We start from the raw sequence: 16,144 nt of genomic DNA on the forward strand, positions 1-16,144 counted from the left end.
AAGGCCTATATCTCTTACGATTTTAAAGGAAGTGTTCCAATGTTTTTAAAATCCTTTGAAACGAAACAAATGCTTGAAGCGATTTTAGAGAGTATTGATGAAGGTATTCATGCTGTTAATTCTGAAGGGATCACAATTTTTTATAATCAAGTAGCTGCTAAACATGACGGAGTTGAAATGGAGGAAGTACTTGGAAAGCATGTTCTTGAGGTGTTTCCTTCATTAAATAGGCAAACAAGTACCTTGCTTAAGGTCATAGAGACAGGAAACTCAATTTATCAGCAATCTCAGACCTATAAAAATAGTAAGGGTCAACTCATTGATACGGTAAATACTACTTTACCTATTAAAGTTGGGAATAACATTGTTGGGGCAGTTGAAATTGCCAAGGATTTTACAAAAGTCAAACACCTTTCTCAAAAGCTTCTTGAACTTCAGGAAAAAATGAACGGGCAGCAATCAAAGCCAATATCCACTTCAGGGGCAAAGTATGAGTGGGATCATTTTGTAACTGCTTGTGAAGAAATAAATGAACTAAAGAGATTGGCTAAAAAGGCTGCCAATAGTACCTCACCAGTGATGGTATATGGTGAGACTGGCACAGGAAAGGAATTAATGGTTCAAGCCATTCATAATGGTTCCATTAGAAAAGATGGGCCATTTATTGCTCAAAATTGCTCTTCTTTACCTGAATCTTTGCTTGAAAGTATTTTATTTGGAACGAAAAAAGGGAGTTACACAGGGGCGGTCGATCGAGCGGGATTATTTGAGCTTGCTCATGGTGGAACGCTGTTTTTAGATGAGATTCATACAATGCCTTTGGATTTTCAAGCAAAGCTATTACGAGTCCTGGAAGATGGAGTTATTAGGCGAGTGGGAGGTGTTGATTCATATTCAGTAGATGTAAGAGTTATTGTCGCGATGAACGAGCATCCTTACATTTGTATGGAAAAGAAGCAATTAAGGACTGATTTATATTATCGTCTAAATGTTTTCTTTCTTGAACTTCCTCCTTTAAGAAAAAGAACGGGAGATATTCCTCTATTGATTCATCATTTTATTCAAAAATATAACTACAATTTCGGTAAACTTGTGATTCATATTGATGAGAACGTGATATCACTGTTAGAAAGTCATTCCTGGCCAGGAAATGTTAGAGAGCTTGAGCATGTCATTGAATATGCGATGAACATGGTAGAAAAGGAGGATACATTAACAATTCACCATCTACCCTCCTTTATAAAAGATAAAATTCCTCCTGAAAAGGATGTAATAAAATCCTTTCGTGAAGTTGTTGAGAAAACAGAGAAAGACTTAATTCAACAAGCACTACACAAAACAAATGGAAATGTGCTTAAGGCCTCTGAGCTCCTTGAACTCCCAAGACAAACTCTTCAATATAAAATGAAAAAATATAAAATTCACTAAATGAGGTGGATACAATGACCTTGACTTCCGAAACGAAGAAAATTTCAACATCCCGCTATGTCATGCAACTGTATTTAGACTATTTTAATGAACGAATTCGCGTCGATCATTACCGGGGAAATATGACAATGATTTTGCAGGAAATAGAAAGATTAAGCGCAGAAAATACCTTTCAAAAAATTATTTTTTTCACACGCCCTGAGCAATGGATGGACCTTTTATCAAAAGGATATGAGTTGGAAGCAGTAATAAAAGGATATTTTAATGGTGCTGATAACATGATTATGACAAAGTATTTAGATGATAAAAGAAGAACAAGTGAACACTGGATTCAAGAGAATACTATTCTTGAAAAAGTCTTTCAAAAAGAAAGACAAATAAATGAAACAGACTTACCTGCTCATTATCATTTCCGCAAAGCTGAAATTAACGATGCTGAACAGCTCGCCAATTTATATGGTAAGGTGTTTGAAATTTATCCAACTCCGATGAATAATAAAGACTATGTAAAAAAAATGATTAGTGCCGGCAATCTTTTTTATGTAGTGGAAAGCAACAACTTACTAGTTAGTGCTGCTTCTGCAGATGTGAACATTGATTTTAAAAATGCTGAGTTAACAGACTGTGCAACATTGCCAGAACATAGAAAGTACGGGTTAATGAAAATGCTGCTATTATTTCTTGAAACTGATTTACGCAATAATGGGATTTTTTGTGCATTTTCAATTGCGAGGTCACTATCCTTTGGGATGAATGCAGCGTTTTATCAGCTTGGTTATGAATACAATGGGAGATTGACTAAGAACTGTTATATATTTGATAAGCTTGAAGATATGAATGTATGGGTGAAAGATCTCTCTCATTAACTGCCGAGTTTTTAGCATGCTGCCGAATTTTCAGCAAGTTTCATAAGCGTTGTTTGCCCGAATCTTGGCACTTGCTGCTTTTTTTATAGTGAAAAAGAATATCTTTTTATGAAGAGTAGACATAAATTATTTTTCCAGATGCTTAGACATAACGATTTATCTAAAGAAAATGGTTTCCCTTCTTATAGTTGGCACAGATCTTGCTTAATAATTTGTGAATAGCAAATGTAAGGGGGAAATCTTCATGTTGAATGATTTATATAAACCGGACCGTCATTGGAAGGAAATTAGTTTATGGAAAGATGTTACGGATGAAAAATGGAATGATTGGATTTGGCAGTTAACAAATACAATCCGAACTCTTGATGATTTAAAACAAGTCATTGACTTAACACCTGAGGAAGAAGAGGGTGTTAAAATATCTACAAAAACTATCCCACTCAATATTACTCCTTATTATGCATCACTTATGAATCCAACTGACACGAGATGTCCAATTCGAATGCAATCTGTTCCGATTAGCCAAGAAATAAAGAAAACCAAATATGACTTAGAAGATCCGTTAGAGGAAGATGAAGATTCTCCTGTAGCAGGTTTAACACATCGTTATCCAGATCGTGTGCTTTTTCTCGTTACGAATCAATGCTCTATGTATTGCCGTTACTGTACCCGCCGTCGTTTTTCGGGGCAAATTGGGATGGGGGTGCCTAAGAAGCAACTAGATGGGGCAATAGACTATATTCGTAATACACCAGATGTTAGGGATGTTCTATTATCTGGTGGAGATGGACTTTTAATAAATGACACAATTTTAGAATATATTTTAAAAAATTTGCGTGAAATCCCACATGTGGAAATCATTCGGATTGGCACAAGAGCACCTGTTGTGTTTCCGCAACGAATAACAGAAAACCTTTGTAATATTTTGAAAAAATATCATCCTGTTTGGTTAAACACGCACTTTAATACTTCTATTGAAATAACAGAAGAATCTAAGCGTGCTTGTGAAATGCTTGTTGATGCAGGTGTGCCTGTCGGCAATCAGGCTGTTATTTTAGCGGGAATAAATGACAGTGTGCCGATCATGAAAAAACTCATGCATGACTTGGTTAAAATTAGAGTCCGACCTTATTACATCTATCAGTGTGATCTCTCAGAAGGGATCGGACACTTTAGAGCGCCGATTTCAAAAGGATTAGAAATTATCGAAGGCTTACGTGGACATACGAGCGGTTATGCTGTTCCAGCCTTCGTTGTTGATGCTCCTGGTGGAGGAGGGAAAATTACTTTACAACCAAACTATGTGATTTCCCAAAGTCCGACTAAAACGGTACTACGCAACTTTGAAGGAGTGATCACAACGTATCCAGAACCGGAAAAGTATATTGCAGGGCGTGCAGATGATTACTTTAATGAGATTTATGGCGCGGAAAATATCAAACCGTCTAAAACTGGAATTACCTCTTTATTAAATGATGAGAAATTTAATCTTGTACCAGAGTCATTGGAACGTCTTCACCGTAGACAGAGTTTCCAGGAAGATCCGAACTATTCAACAATAAAAGATAAGCGCGAAAAGCGAGATGAGTTAAAGGAGAAAAAGTTTCAGGCACAACAAAAGAAAGAAAGTTAGTTAGTAAACAGAGGGCAAGGGAGGTGTCATCATTTTAAATGAAATGTGAATGGTGTGAATCCGCTAATGTAACAAAGATAACCTGTACTGTTTTTTGGGAGCTGCCTGATGGAACGCGTGCCATTGAAATTACCGATACACCTGGTATGAAATGTGCCTCATGTGGGATGGAATATCAAGATGAAAAAATAATTGAGGAGCTAGAAGATCAGTTGTTTCTTATTGATACAAAGAAAGTGGATAAAGTGATTTCTTTCCAATCGTTAATGACAATGCCAAGGTTTTTAAAACGCAACTATTTTAAATTTTAGCGTTGTTTATGTAAAAGAAAGAGGCGATCGTATGAAGCGGTCATTATTAATTAAACCAACCATGAATGAGCAATATCCAACAGTGAGTTATGGGAAGGAGATTTATTTATACGATAATAAGGGCAAGCGATATATTGACGGATCCTCAGGTGCAGTTACAGCGAGCCTTGGTCATGGGGTATACGAAATTATTAAAAGCATGCAGAATCAAGCAAATAAAGTTTCATTTGTTTATCGTTCTCAATTTACTTCAGAGCCTGCTGAACGTCTGGCTGAGAAATTAAACAAACTAGTTGATGCTGATGAAGATTATTGGTCCTTTTTTGTAAATAGCGGATCAGAAGCAACGGAAACCGCGATGAAGGTTGCAATTCAATATTGGCAGGAACAAGGGAATTTTAAGAAGCAAAGAATTTTGTCGCGGTGGGTGAGCTACCATGGGATCACCCTCGGTGCGTTATCTATGTCTGGGCACATAAATCGCAGGGAACGATTTGTTTCCTTACTTGAGGATTATCCCTCTGTTACAGCTCCTTATTGCTACAGATGTTCTTTTGATAAAACCTATCCAACTTGTCAGTTAATGTGTGCACATGAAGTGGAAGCAGCAATAAAAAGAATTGGAGCTGATCATATTGCTGGTTTCATCGCTGAGCCAATTATTGGTGCAGCAGGAGGTGTGATCGTACCTCCGGACGGATATTATCAGAAAGTTAGAGAGATATGCGATCGCTACAACATTTTATTTATAGCAGATGAAGTGATGACGGGAATCGGGAGAACTGGAAAAATGTTCGGCCTGGATCATTGGGGAGTAAAGGCTGATATTGTTGCACTCGGAAAAGGGATGAGTGCAGGCTTTACTCCAATGGCTGCAACTCTCGTGAGTGAAAAAGTGATGAAACCGATTCTAGAAGGCTCAAATTCTATCATGAGTGGCCATACGTATAGTGCCAACCCTCAATCAGCAGCAAGTGCTTTAGCTGTTTTAGAATATATTGAGAATAATAACCTAGTAGATAAGGTAAAAGAAAATGGCACATACTTGCTGAAAAGACTTAAAGAAGAATTATCCAACCTTGAAATAATTGGCGATATACGTGGGAAAGGACTAATGATTGGGGTTGAGTTTGTTTCTGACAAAAATATAAAGCAATCATTTCATAATAATGGTGCTGTTACGAACAAGATAGTAAAAAAAGCTAGAGAAAAAGGCTTATTAATCTATCCATCCTCCGCAGGTCAAGATGGGGTAGGTGGAGATGCGATTATCATTTCTCCTCCCTTTATTATCTTAAAAGAAGAAATAGAGGAACTTGTTTCTATTCTTATGGAAGTTGTCTCCGACATTCAGAAGGAGCTAGGACTAACAGGGGGAACAGACCATGAAGCAATCAATGTCCAAAAAGAGGATAAATAAAGTTGGGAGTTTAGATGAAGGTTTTTCCCGAATTAGTGATGGATGTTCACTTATGTTTGGTGGATTTGGAGGAGTAGGAAATCCACCAACTATTATAAATGGCATACTTCAAAAGGGAATAAAGGATTTAACACTCATAGGAAATGATGCTGGATTTCCTACAATAGGAATTGGGCAAGTGGTCAGTCAAGGAAGGGCGAAAAAAATGATTGTCTCCCATATTGGGTCAAATCCGGTTGCAGGGCAGTTGATGATAGATGGGAAAATGGAAGTTGAATTTTGTCCTCAAGGAACATTGGCAGAACGAATTAGGGCAGGTGGAGTTGGTCTTGGAGGAATTCTCACTGATATCGGGATTGATAGCATGATTGAAGAAGGAAAACAAAAAATCAAGATAAACGATCAAAACTATTTAGTAGAAACAGCACTCACTGCAGATGTTTCAATTGTTTACGCCAAAAAAGCAGATACCTTCGGAAATCTTGTTTATGAAACAAGTGCCCGAAATAACAATCCCTTAGTAGCAATGGCTGGTCGATATACAATCGTCGAAGCTGAACAAATCGTCGAAACAGGAGCACTTGACCCAGAAGCCATCATCACACCAGGCGTATACGTTGACATTGTCGTACAAAGCGAAGGGATCGATTGGAAATGGGCTTTGGGAGTGATGGTGCCTGTTCCGAGGAGACGTGGATTTGGTGCCTGTCACTTCCCGGGTTTTGACTGTTTATGTCGAAATTCGTTAAGGGGAGGTTAGAAAGTGATGGCAGAATTAGATGCTAGAAATAGAATTGCCAAACGTGCAGCTAAGGAAATTGAAGAAGGAATGATTGTGAATTTAGGAATTGGAATTCCTTCACTGGTACCAAATCATTTACCCGAAAAACTACAGGTTATGTTTCAGGCAGAAAACGGAATTTTAGGAATGGGTGAGTCACCCAAAAAGGGAGAAGAGAATCCAACTTTGTGCAATGCAGCTGGGTTTCCGGTGACGATCGTGCCGGGAGCATCTTATTTTGATAGTGCAACAGCTTTTGGAATGATTCGTTCAGGATATTTAGATATGACCATTCTTGGTGGACTGCAAGTGAGTGAAGAAGGTGATTTGGCAAACTGGATTGTACCTGGTAAACGAATACCTGGTATTGGTGGGGCGATGGAGTTAGCTAAAAAAGCGAAAAAAGTCATTGTTTTAATGAATCATTGTGATAAAAAAGGGCAGTCCAAAATTGTTAAAACATGTACACTTCCTTTAACCGCAAAAAGGTGTGTTAGCATGATTATTACAGAAATGGCGGTAATTGAAGTAACAAATGAGGGTTTACTCTTAAAAGAAGTGATGAAACCATATTCAGTTGAAGAAGTTGTGAGTCTAACAAATGCTAAATTACAACTATCAGAAAATAGTAAGAATTGTACCTACTAAATAGAGATGGGGGATGAAGGGTGAACGAAGAACGAGAGATGCTTCGGGCACAAATAAACCAATGGCTTACTAATAATCATGATCATGGAATAAAGCTATTACAAAAATTAGTTCAAGAAAATAGTATTCAAGGGAATGAGCGAAAAGCTCAAACAATTGTTATTGAAAAGCTACGTCAAATTGGTTTAAAAGTGGATGCGTGGGAGCCTGAGGGGAAACAGCTAGTTGAACATCCTTACTTTGCTTCACCAAGAAATAAATTTAAAGGCAGTTTAAATGTTGTTGGTGTATTAAAGGGAACTGGTGAAGGCCGATCTCTTATATTAAACGGACATATTGATGTTGTGCCAGAGGGTGATGTAACACAGTGGGATCAGCAACCTTATAGCGGGAAGGTTGTTGATGGAAAGCTTTATGGTCGTGGTGCAACAGATATGAAGGGTGGAAATGTTTCCCTTCTTTTGGCATTATCTGCTCTACGTGCACTAGGTATCCCATTGAAGGGAGATGTTATTTTTCAAAGTGTAATAGAAGAAGAAAGTGGAGGCGCTGGCACACTAGCAGCGATACTAAGAGGTTACCAGGCTGATGCTGCCCTCATTCCTGAGCCGACAAATATGAAAATATTCCCGAAGCAGCAGGGATCAATGTGGTTTCGGTTAAATGTTAAAGGTCTAGCTGCACACGGAGGAACACGGTATGAAGGGGTCAGTGCTATTGAAAAATCTATGGTCGTTATTGAACATATTAAAAAACTTGAAAAAAGTAGAAATGAGCGTATTACAGATCCCCTCTATAAGAATATCCCTATTCCTATCCCTATTAATATAGGGAAAATTGAAGGTGGAGATTGGCCCTCATCTGTCGCTGATCTTGTCAACTTAGAAGGAAGAGTAGGGATTTCTCCCGATGAGACGATAGAGCAAGCTCAAAAAGAATTTGAGAAGTGGATTCAGGCCCTAGAAACAGTAGATCCGTGGTTTGCTAAATATCCAGTTTCTCTTGAATGGTTTGGAGCAAGATGGGTTCCGGGTTCAATTGATCTTAATCATCCATTCATGTCTTCATTATCAAAAAGCTACTCAAAAGTTACAGGTGAGCAACCAGTTATTGAAGCATCTCCATGGGGAACAGATGGTGGCTTGTTAACTACAGTTGGTTCAACTCCAACCATTGTGTTTGGACCGGGTGTTACTGAAAAAGCGCACTACCCAAATGAATACATTGAAATTAATAAAGTTTTTGAAGCTGCTGAAATTATTGCGCTAACAATTGTTGATTGGTGTGGAGTTGAACGGTAGCAGTCGCTTTCATTTAGAATATTCACTTTACAATACGCTAATCTCTTAAATAGGAGGGATTGGCGTAAAATACATACTAGAGAGCCATAATTATTTTTATATAAGTTTCTTGAAAATTCTAAATAGAGGAAATATACAATCGCGAAATTAGGTGAATGATGAAAAAATGTGTATAATCATTTGTAGCAAGAATGATTCCGTACTAGATTTCTATTTTAAAAGCCTTAATTGCTTATGGAGTCAAAAAGAGAGGAAGGATACATATTGAGTACGATTGTTTCTACTTTACCAAAGTTTGATCATGTAGGAAGTTTCCTACGACCACAGCGTATAAAAGATGCACGTAAACAGCATGCCGAAGGAAGTATAACAACTGATGAATTAACGAAAATAGAAAATGAAGAAATTACAAATTTAGTTGCTAAGCAAAAAGAAGTAGGTTTAAAAACAATTACTGACGGAGAATTTAGACGCGGTTGGTGGCACTTCGATTACTTAGCTGGATTAGAAGGTATTGAGGTTGTTGAAACTGAGCGTGGTGTACCATTCCATGATGTGGAGACTTCTGCTTTTAATATTCGGATTAATGGCAAAATTAAGTTTAATAATCATTATATGCTGGAGCATTTCCGTTTCTTAAAAGAAGTAGTTGGTAACGAAGGTCATATTGCAAAAATGATTATTCCAAGTCCAAATATGATTTTCTTTAGAGAAGGAATCGGCAGTGATTTTGAAAAACAATTTTATAGTAGTTTAGAAGAAATTTATGTAGATCTCATTCAAGCTTACAAAGACGCAGTAACTGCATTTTATAATGAAGGCTGCCGTTACTTACAACTGGATGATACGGCTTGGGCATTATTTTTTGATGAGAGCAGTCGTAACCTTGTGAGAGCTTTTGGGTCTGATCCAGACGAACTTATCCATCAGTTTAAACATGCAGTAAATGAAGTAACTTCTGTTAAGCCGGATGATATGGTTATGACAATGCATATTTGTCGTGGAAACTACAAATCATCCTATGCCTCTTCTGGAAGCTATGATGGCGCATCAGAAATTATTTTTGGACAACTTAACCTTGATGGTCTTTTCCTAGAGTTTGATGATAGTCGTTCAGGTGGTTTTGAGCCACTTCGCCACATTAAGAGAAGTGACCTTCACGTTGTGTTGGGTCTAATCACAACAAAAACACCTTCACTTGAGGATGCTGATGCTATTAAAGCTCGAATTAACGAAGCAGCACAATACGTATCTTTAGATCAGTTACACTTAAGTCCGCAATGTGGCTTCGCATCCACAGAAGAAGGTAACTTACTAACTGAAGAAGAGCAATGGGCGAAGGTTCGCCACGTTATTGATATTGCGAATAGTGCTTGGAAGTAGTCTGACAAGTGACAGGCACGACCCGAAGTATGTCGAATGAAGATTTTGACAAGTGACAGGCACAACCCGAAGTATGTCGAATAGAGAGGCTGTACCGAACTGGTACGGCCTCTTTTGCTTGTTAATGTATCAAATCATTTTTTGTATCAATATAGAGGCTTCCGTCTTTCTGAATTTGAGCGTAAAATACATCTGATATCGATTCGATTCCGGATTGTTGCAATTGCTGTTCAAGCCATTCTTGATTTAGGTTTAGTTTTTGTAGATTTGTTGAGATTACTCTTCCGTCATTAATTACCTCAGTAGCGATTGGGAAATAGACTGGTTTTGTTGATTGTATATTCATATCCGCTTTCGTTAACGGCTGTTGGGCTTCTTTCTTCATGACGGACAACTTACCATCCGTTTCGAAAATTGCATAATCAACATCAAGGACTGAAAATACATTTTTTTGTCTAAGTAAGGCATTTAATGCATTAACATCTAGTCGCACTTTACGAAGTTCATCCTCCATAATTTTCCCGTTTTTTATCAAAATTCGTGGCTGTCCCTCAATAACTGTACGTACTCTCTTCGATTTGATATCAATATAACCAAGAGCAATTGTAAAAAGACTCCATCCGACCAATGCTATAATGCCGTTTCTAATTGAAACTGTGGAATTGATTACTAATGAAGCACCAATCGTACCTATTGCTATTCCAGATACGAAGTTAAAAAAGGTCATTTGAGAAATTTCTTTTCGTCCCATAATTCTCGTTAAAACTAATAGCGTAGTAAAGGCAATAGCGATTCTTGATATTAATTCTATAATCGACATATTCATTCTCCTAAATGAAATTTATATATTATATTCTTTTTCCTTTTAGCTTAAATTATGTATTTTATTACACATCACAATAAATTCCATCAGTTAAATAAAATGAAAAAACTCGCCATCAAATTGTAATAAATTACCTTTGTTTACACCTATTTCTTCCTAATTTTTCTTATATAATAGAAGAAAGGAGGCATTCATTATGCATGCTATATCAAAGAAAAGCCTAATTAGTTTTTTTATTCTTCTTTCATTAATTATCACAGCCAATACCATGCTGTATCGTGTGGAATTTGTGAAACCGCTTCCTAATGGGGTTGCACTAGGTTCTTTGTTTGATTTTATTATTGTTATTCCATTATTAGCGTACTTTTTTATCATCAGAAAACGTTACTCATTAAAATATTTACTTCCTGTTGCACTAGCAGGCTATGGAGTTGCTTATCTCGTTGTACCGAACGGACTACTTTCTTCCTATTCCTTTGTGAAATATCTGCTGTTTGCGGGGGAAGCTGCATTACTATTACTTGAGCTTTATATTGTTTATAAATTAATAACAAAAATACCTGCTATCTTAAAAAGAGTAAAAACACATCAAACGGAAATTCCTACTCTGCAATATCGAATAGAACAGTCTATTTATCATGAGTTAAAGCCTTCACGATTCTTAAATATCATCGTATCTGAGCTTTCTATGTTTTATTTTAGTCTTTGCACTTGGAGAAAAAAGTCACTAACAATACGTAATAATCAAGAAATGTTTACGTACCATAAAAAATCAAGCTCTCTGGCATTAAATATCATGCTGATTCACGCTTTGATTCTCGAATCTGTAGGGTTTCATTTTCTGCTTCATTCTTGGAATGAGGTTGTGGCAATCATCTCACTTGTTTTAAATGTGTACACCCTTTTCTTTTTATTAGCTGAAATTAACGCAATTCGTCTAACACCTTTTATAATCACTGACCGTCTTGTGTCTCTACAGATTGGATTAGGAAAGCAGTTAATCGTACCTTTAGAAGAAATAAAAAGCATTGACTATTATGATGGTCCCGAAAAATTGTCCAAAGAAGAGAGTAAAAAGGTTTTTGATGCAGTACTACCTGATTTTATGAAAGAAAAGCCAATTTTTGAAATCGAATTTACTTGTGAGCAGGAAGCCAAATTCATGTATGGCTTTAAGAGAAAAGTAAAGAAAGTACATCTTTCACCGGATGAACCTGAAAGATTTTATCAAGCGTTAATAAGAAAAATAGAGGACTAATGAAACCGTAGATATATTTGTTCAGTTAAAGTTAATAATAAATGATCGACACTAAAAAAACCCCACTATAAGGTGGGGTTTAAGTGTTTGTTGAGATTAATTGCTTTAATGGGTTAAGCATATATTCATGTAATATAACAACTCTCGATGAATGTGCAAAATGTTCTTCAAAAGTGAATAGGAAATCTTGATAAAACGAAAGAAAGCACTCGGCATTACATACATTTTGTTTAGTAAATATTCCGGATCGATTTAAAAATACATTTTCATATTTTAGAGAAAGTCTCTTTATGGGCTTTAAGAGCTTTTTAACATCACGTATCCGATATATTTCGCGTAATTGTTCTGTTATCTCTTTCGCATCTTGTTGCAGCTGTTTAGAAAGCTGTAGGTTTATCATCCTAATGTCTTCAGGAGATTCTACTTCAAAGATAAATTGTTTTAGCATGATCATGTCAGACTTAATTGGTTCACACAAATAGCTTTGGTAGATACGAAGTGTATTGTAAGCATCATACATAGGGTTGTGCTTTTCACCTAGAAACTCTAATCCGTACAGAGATAATCCATCCTCAACCGATATATTATTCTTAGAAACTCTTTTTTTGAAAATATCTTGAAAGTCTGTATATCGTGTTTCAATTTTTCTGATTGTCCGTTCTGGGATGCTATGTTTTAATGAGTCGATTTTTAAACGTGATAAATCACTTGGAGACCAGGAAAAATATTGAGACTTCTTTAACCCGCCAATCCATTCAAGAAAATCAGCAAAAACGTCTTTAAAATCGCTAGCTTTTTCTAAATCAGTATCATCAATACCCGTTAACGTTTTGCAGAAGTTAGTTAATGGATTTCTATTTTCTGGTCGAATAAATCGATCAAAATATGAAATTTCTTCTGAATCTAGCTCATATTTTACGGCGCCCAAACGAATGGCTTCCATCTTCTCAAAAGCCATCCCTTGATCAGAGCATAACATCTCGAAATCAAAGAAAATATATTGTTTAATGTCCGCCATTCATTTCCCCCCTTTAACAGGTAATTATATGGGGGAAAGTTTAAAATGAAAAGATCCAATAAGTGTAAAATGGAGATTTAACTAATTTTTATAGATTAAATAGGTCATGATTGTAAAAATCAGACAATTTACTAGGAACTTTTATGAAAATGAACCGTAATAATTTATAGCATTACTTTCTAAAAACTAGAAGGGAGAATGACATGAATATAACTGAGTTAAGAGAACGGGCGTTAGAAATTGGGAAGGTCACTGAAGACTTTGATTTAGAAATTGAAGAGTTACAATTAGAAGAAGAGGTTGCTTGTTTTGCTTGGAAACATAGAAAGAATGAAGATAATGGTATTTGGATTGAGATTAGTACGAATGGAACACTACTTGATTTAAATAAAGACCTACTATCACCATCAGCCTTAATCTTTTCTGAGAAACAGTTGTATGAAATGGCAATAGACTTTGTTTTAAATCATTACCCTTCGGCACTTCAGCAGTTTGCATTTGAGGAATGGAAAAGAGAAGAAAATAGAGGATATAGACTTTCATATGTGCAAAAAGTAGAAGGTTTATTCTTCCTCACACCGGATTTTGGTTGTCAATATTAGAAGATGGAGAAGTGGTGCTATTTAAATATGTGGGAATGGCTGAGGATATTAGAATTCCACAATTAATTATGGAAAAAGAAAAGATAAAGGAAAGATTTCTACGAGAACTTGAAATGGAATTACAAACTACAAATCTATCTAATGAGTTATATAACTTTACTGGCGCTTCATCAAAGCTTGTTTATGAGCCGTCTTTCCCTTTCAGCTATTTGTGTGCTGATGGGACAAGTGTGTTAGAGGATGTTGAAGAAGATACAGAAGAAGAACTGGAGTTGGTTTCTCCTCCTAAAATAGAGAGGTTACTTAACGAGCTGATTGGTTTTAATGAAGATGAATATGAGAAAATTCGTGAAAGTGATTTAGGTGATGAAATCGGTTCGGTTTGGAGACCAAAGAATTTTACTAGTGAAGTTGAAGGAACGTCAATTAGTGATTTTTTTCAGAAGAGAAATCAGCTTACACTAAAGTTTAAGCATGACAAGAAAACTAATCACTTGCGGGGGGTGTTTTCATTTCTTGATCGAAAAGGAGAATTATTTCTTAATGAGGAACAATGTAAGAAGCTTGCGCTAGAGTTTTTGTTTACACTCTATCCGAATGCTGATGAGTTTTTACGAATGGTTAGGAGAATTTCTCAAGATGAAGAAGAGGGGAATTTTATCCATTTCCACTTTAACATCCATTGGGGTAATGTTCGAAATCGATTTGGTTCAGCATGGATAGGTGTGAACAGAACAACCGGGACGATCGATCATTACCTAGGACCTGACATGAACCTTGAGGATCTTAAAAAAATAAATACAAAGCCAGACATTTCTATACAGGAAGCTGTGAGAAATTATCAAAAAGACTTTGACGTGAAGCTTGAATGGAAAATAGAGTATCAGGATCATACTTCTCATTATGTATTGGTTTATGTACCAGATTTTCCGAGGCTGGAAGGAAAGGTCGCGTTTATCGATGCACAGAATGGAGAAGTAATCGTATCTAAAGAATATTTTTAAAAGCAACTCCACCACCAACAGATAAATAACTTTATAAAAAAGGAAAAAGCATAAGAAGATACCACAATATCTACTTATGCTTCTATTTTATTTGTTCAAAAACCATTTTAAGAAAGGCGGTAATTTCTTGTCTACGATTTTTAATTCATCCATTAATAATTTGTCTTGATGGTCTGTTATCCAATTTTCAAGTTCTTTTTTTGTGTTTAGTTGGGTATAGTAAGTTTCTCCCTTTTTACCTACCGCATTGACAACAAACCGACATGTGTTCCCCATAAATGCCCACCTTTATGAAAATAATCTATCCATTTAGCATTATAACAAGGGAAAAATTAATTTCTAGCCTTTACTTATAAGAAAGAAGGGAGTAAAATTTAACTCTTTACCTTAATTATAGTAGGACCTTTTGTACCTCGATGGGACTTAGAGCATTTGACTGATCAATATAAATAAAAGCATTGTATCTATTTGACATGTTTGATGGTACATAATTTCCATAATGTTCGTAAGCAGGATTATAGACAACTCCAATTGCACGATGACCAATCGTCTTATTGAAAAGATGCTTATTTTGTTCATTGAATACTAAATATTTATCATATGAACCTGCTTGATACATACAGTCTTCCCAACTGCCAGATTGAGCGGGAGGGGTTACCATCCTCTCAAGGTTTACACCCCATTGATCTGCTGCAATAACTGTTCCACGATGTGTACCATATCCAATGATAAAAAGGTTGTCTTCTCCTTTTTGTTCCCTTAAGAGCTGCCCTACGTTAACAATTCCTTCATTAGCCATATCTGTTGCACGTGCGTCCCCAACATGGGTGTTATGCTCCCAAATAATACCCTTTGCATTTTCTCCATAAAATTGATGGATTTTATTAATGATTTCTACCATATGACGATCACGAATATTCCATGATTCATTATCATTCAATACCATTGTTCGGTAATAATTTTCAGCATTTGCTGTAATGATGGCATTTACTTCAAGGTCTAATGCATTTTCTTTATTACTTGAATAATTTGATTTATTCAGACGGATATCTGTTAATAATTTGGAAACCTCTTCGTGACAGCCTTCACCATAAAATGAAGCAGAAATTCCGTATTTTTCTGGGCGACGATTAAATGGTTCAAAACAAGCAAAAGCTTTTTTTGCTGTTTCAACTTGAGAAGGAGTTGTTCTTTCTAAATACCTAATAATATCATCAATTGATTCCCATAAAGAGTAAACATCTATTCCATAGAAACCAACCTTTTTGTCATCAGGTTGATTTTGATTATATTTTTTTAACCATTCAATTAAATCAATCATTTCCTCATTGGCCCACATCCATGTTGGCCAGCGATTAAAGGATTTTAGCACATCACGTGCATGTGAGGATTGTTTATCAATACCTTTAATATATCTATTTACTTGTTGACATGCTGGCCAGTCACCTTCAACTGCAAGATATGTAAATCCTTTTTCCTTTATAAGTTTTTTCGAAAGTTCTGCTCTCATTGTGTAAAACTCAGAAGTACCATGAGAAGATTCCCCGAGAAGGACAAATTGGTGGTTACTAATTTCGTTTATCAAAGAATCTAAATCCTCTGATTCATGTATTGGCTTAGAATAATCTTTAATCGCTTGAATTAATTTGTTGGGCATTTTTTATTCCC

The 16,144-nt window shown here is 36.1% G+C and carries 16 protein-coding genes; 12 read left to right on the top strand and 4 right to left on the bottom strand.

Features of this window, described 5'->3' with window-relative positions:
- Positions 1-39 precede the first annotated feature (39 nt).
- The 9 genes from MVE64_RS20995 to MVE64_RS21035 all read left to right on the top strand — a co-directional run bounded on the left by MVE64_RS20995 (position 40) and on the right by MVE64_RS21035 (position 9,771).
- On the top strand, positions 40-1,428 hold the full coding sequence (locus tag MVE64_RS20995) for a sigma-54 interaction domain-containing protein (protein ID WP_247341086.1): 1,389 nt from the start codon (positions 40-42) through the stop codon (positions 1,426-1,428).
- A 14-nt stretch (positions 1,429-1,442) separates the two neighbouring features.
- Positions 1,443-2,294, top strand: a complete 852-nt coding sequence (ablB, locus tag MVE64_RS21000) for a putative beta-lysine N-acetyltransferase (RefSeq protein ID WP_247341087.1) — start codon at positions 1,443-1,445, stop codon at positions 2,292-2,294.
- 244 nt (positions 2,295-2,538) lie between these two features.
- Entirely contained in the window at positions 2,539-3,927 is a 1,389-nt protein-coding gene (kamA, locus tag MVE64_RS21005; RefSeq protein WP_247341089.1) for a lysine 2,3-aminomutase, read from the top strand.
- A gap of 38 nt (positions 3,928-3,965) precedes the next feature.
- Positions 3,966-4,238 carry a YokU family protein gene (locus MVE64_RS21010; protein WP_247341091.1) on the top strand — a complete coding sequence of 91 codons (273 nt, stop codon included), beginning with the start codon at positions 3,966-3,968 and terminating at the stop codon, positions 4,236-4,238.
- A gap of 31 nt (positions 4,239-4,269) precedes the next feature.
- The gene (locus tag MVE64_RS21015; RefSeq protein WP_247341093.1) at positions 4,270-5,658 is read left to right on the top strand and encodes an aspartate aminotransferase family protein; all 1,389 of its coding nucleotides are present in this window, start codon (positions 4,270-4,272) and stop codon (positions 5,656-5,658) included.
- A complete protein-coding gene (locus MVE64_RS21020; RefSeq protein WP_281730407.1) occupies positions 5,624-6,418 on the top strand; it encodes a CoA transferase subunit A in 795 nt (264 codons plus the stop codon). Before MVE64_RS21015 ends, MVE64_RS21020 begins: the two co-directional genes overlap by 35 nt.
- A gap of 6 nt (positions 6,419-6,424) precedes the next feature.
- Positions 6,425-7,087, top strand: coding sequence for a 3-oxoacid CoA-transferase subunit B (locus MVE64_RS21025; protein WP_379050640.1), 663 nt, complete (start codon positions 6,425-6,427; stop codon positions 7,085-7,087).
- A gap of 38 nt (positions 7,088-7,125) precedes the next feature.
- On the top strand, positions 7,126-8,388 hold the full coding sequence (locus tag MVE64_RS21030; protein WP_247347176.1) for a peptidase: 1,263 nt from the start codon (positions 7,126-7,128) through the stop codon (positions 8,386-8,388).
- A 264-nt stretch (positions 8,389-8,652) separates the two neighbouring features.
- On the top strand, positions 8,653-9,771 hold the full coding sequence (locus MVE64_RS21035) for a 5-methyltetrahydropteroyltriglutamate--homocysteine S-methyltransferase (protein WP_247341097.1): 1,119 nt from the start codon (positions 8,653-8,655) through the stop codon (positions 9,769-9,771).
- A gap of 121 nt (positions 9,772-9,892) precedes the next feature.
- Here MVE64_RS21035 and MVE64_RS21040 read toward each other — a convergent pair whose 3' ends face one another.
- Positions 9,893-10,591, bottom strand: coding sequence for a DUF421 domain-containing protein (locus tag MVE64_RS21040; RefSeq protein ID WP_247341099.1), 699 nt, complete (start codon positions 10,589-10,591; stop codon positions 9,893-9,895).
- 199 nt (positions 10,592-10,790) lie between these two features.
- Between MVE64_RS21040 and MVE64_RS21045 the strand changes: the two genes are divergently transcribed.
- Entirely contained in the window at positions 10,791-11,852 is a 1,062-nt protein-coding gene (locus tag MVE64_RS21045; protein ID WP_247341101.1) for a hypothetical protein, read from the top strand.
- A 79-nt stretch (positions 11,853-11,931) separates the two neighbouring features.
- Here the strand turns inward: MVE64_RS21045 and MVE64_RS21050 are convergent, their stop codons facing one another.
- Positions 11,932-12,870 carry a 3'-5' exonuclease gene (locus MVE64_RS21050; protein WP_247341103.1) on the bottom strand — a complete coding sequence of 313 codons (939 nt, stop codon included), beginning with the start codon at positions 12,868-12,870 and terminating at the stop codon, positions 11,932-11,934.
- Between the two features lie 203 nt (positions 12,871-13,073).
- Between MVE64_RS21050 and MVE64_RS21055 the strand changes: the two genes are divergently transcribed.
- Both MVE64_RS21055 and MVE64_RS21060 read left to right on the top strand, forming a co-directional pair.
- A complete protein-coding gene (locus MVE64_RS21055; RefSeq protein ID WP_247341105.1) occupies positions 13,074-13,472 on the top strand; it encodes a YcdB/YcdC domain-containing protein in 399 nt (132 codons plus the stop codon).
- A gap of 14 nt (positions 13,473-13,486) precedes the next feature.
- Complete coding sequence (locus MVE64_RS21060) at positions 13,487-14,476, top strand: YcdB/YcdC domain-containing protein (RefSeq protein ID WP_247341107.1); 990 nt, start codon at positions 13,487-13,489, stop codon at positions 14,474-14,476.
- A gap of 87 nt (positions 14,477-14,563) precedes the next feature.
- On the opposite strand, the gene MVE64_RS21065 is transcribed toward MVE64_RS21060, so the two are convergent.
- Both MVE64_RS21065 and MVE64_RS21070 read right to left on the bottom strand, forming a co-directional pair.
- Positions 14,564-14,752: a hypothetical protein gene (locus tag MVE64_RS21065; protein WP_098798479.1), complete on the bottom strand. Its 189-nt coding sequence runs from the start codon at positions 14,750-14,752 to the stop codon at positions 14,564-14,566.
- Positions 14,753-14,867: 115 nt separating this feature from the next.
- On the bottom strand, positions 14,868-16,133 hold the full coding sequence (locus tag MVE64_RS21070) for an erythromycin esterase family protein (RefSeq protein WP_247341109.1): 1,266 nt from the start codon (positions 16,131-16,133) through the stop codon (positions 14,868-14,870).
- Between the last annotated feature and the right edge of the window lie 11 nt (positions 16,134-16,144).

This window comes from Metabacillus endolithicus (assembly GCF_023078335.1).
Lineage (GTDB): Bacteria > Bacillota > Bacilli > Bacillales > Bacillaceae > Metabacillus > Metabacillus endolithicus.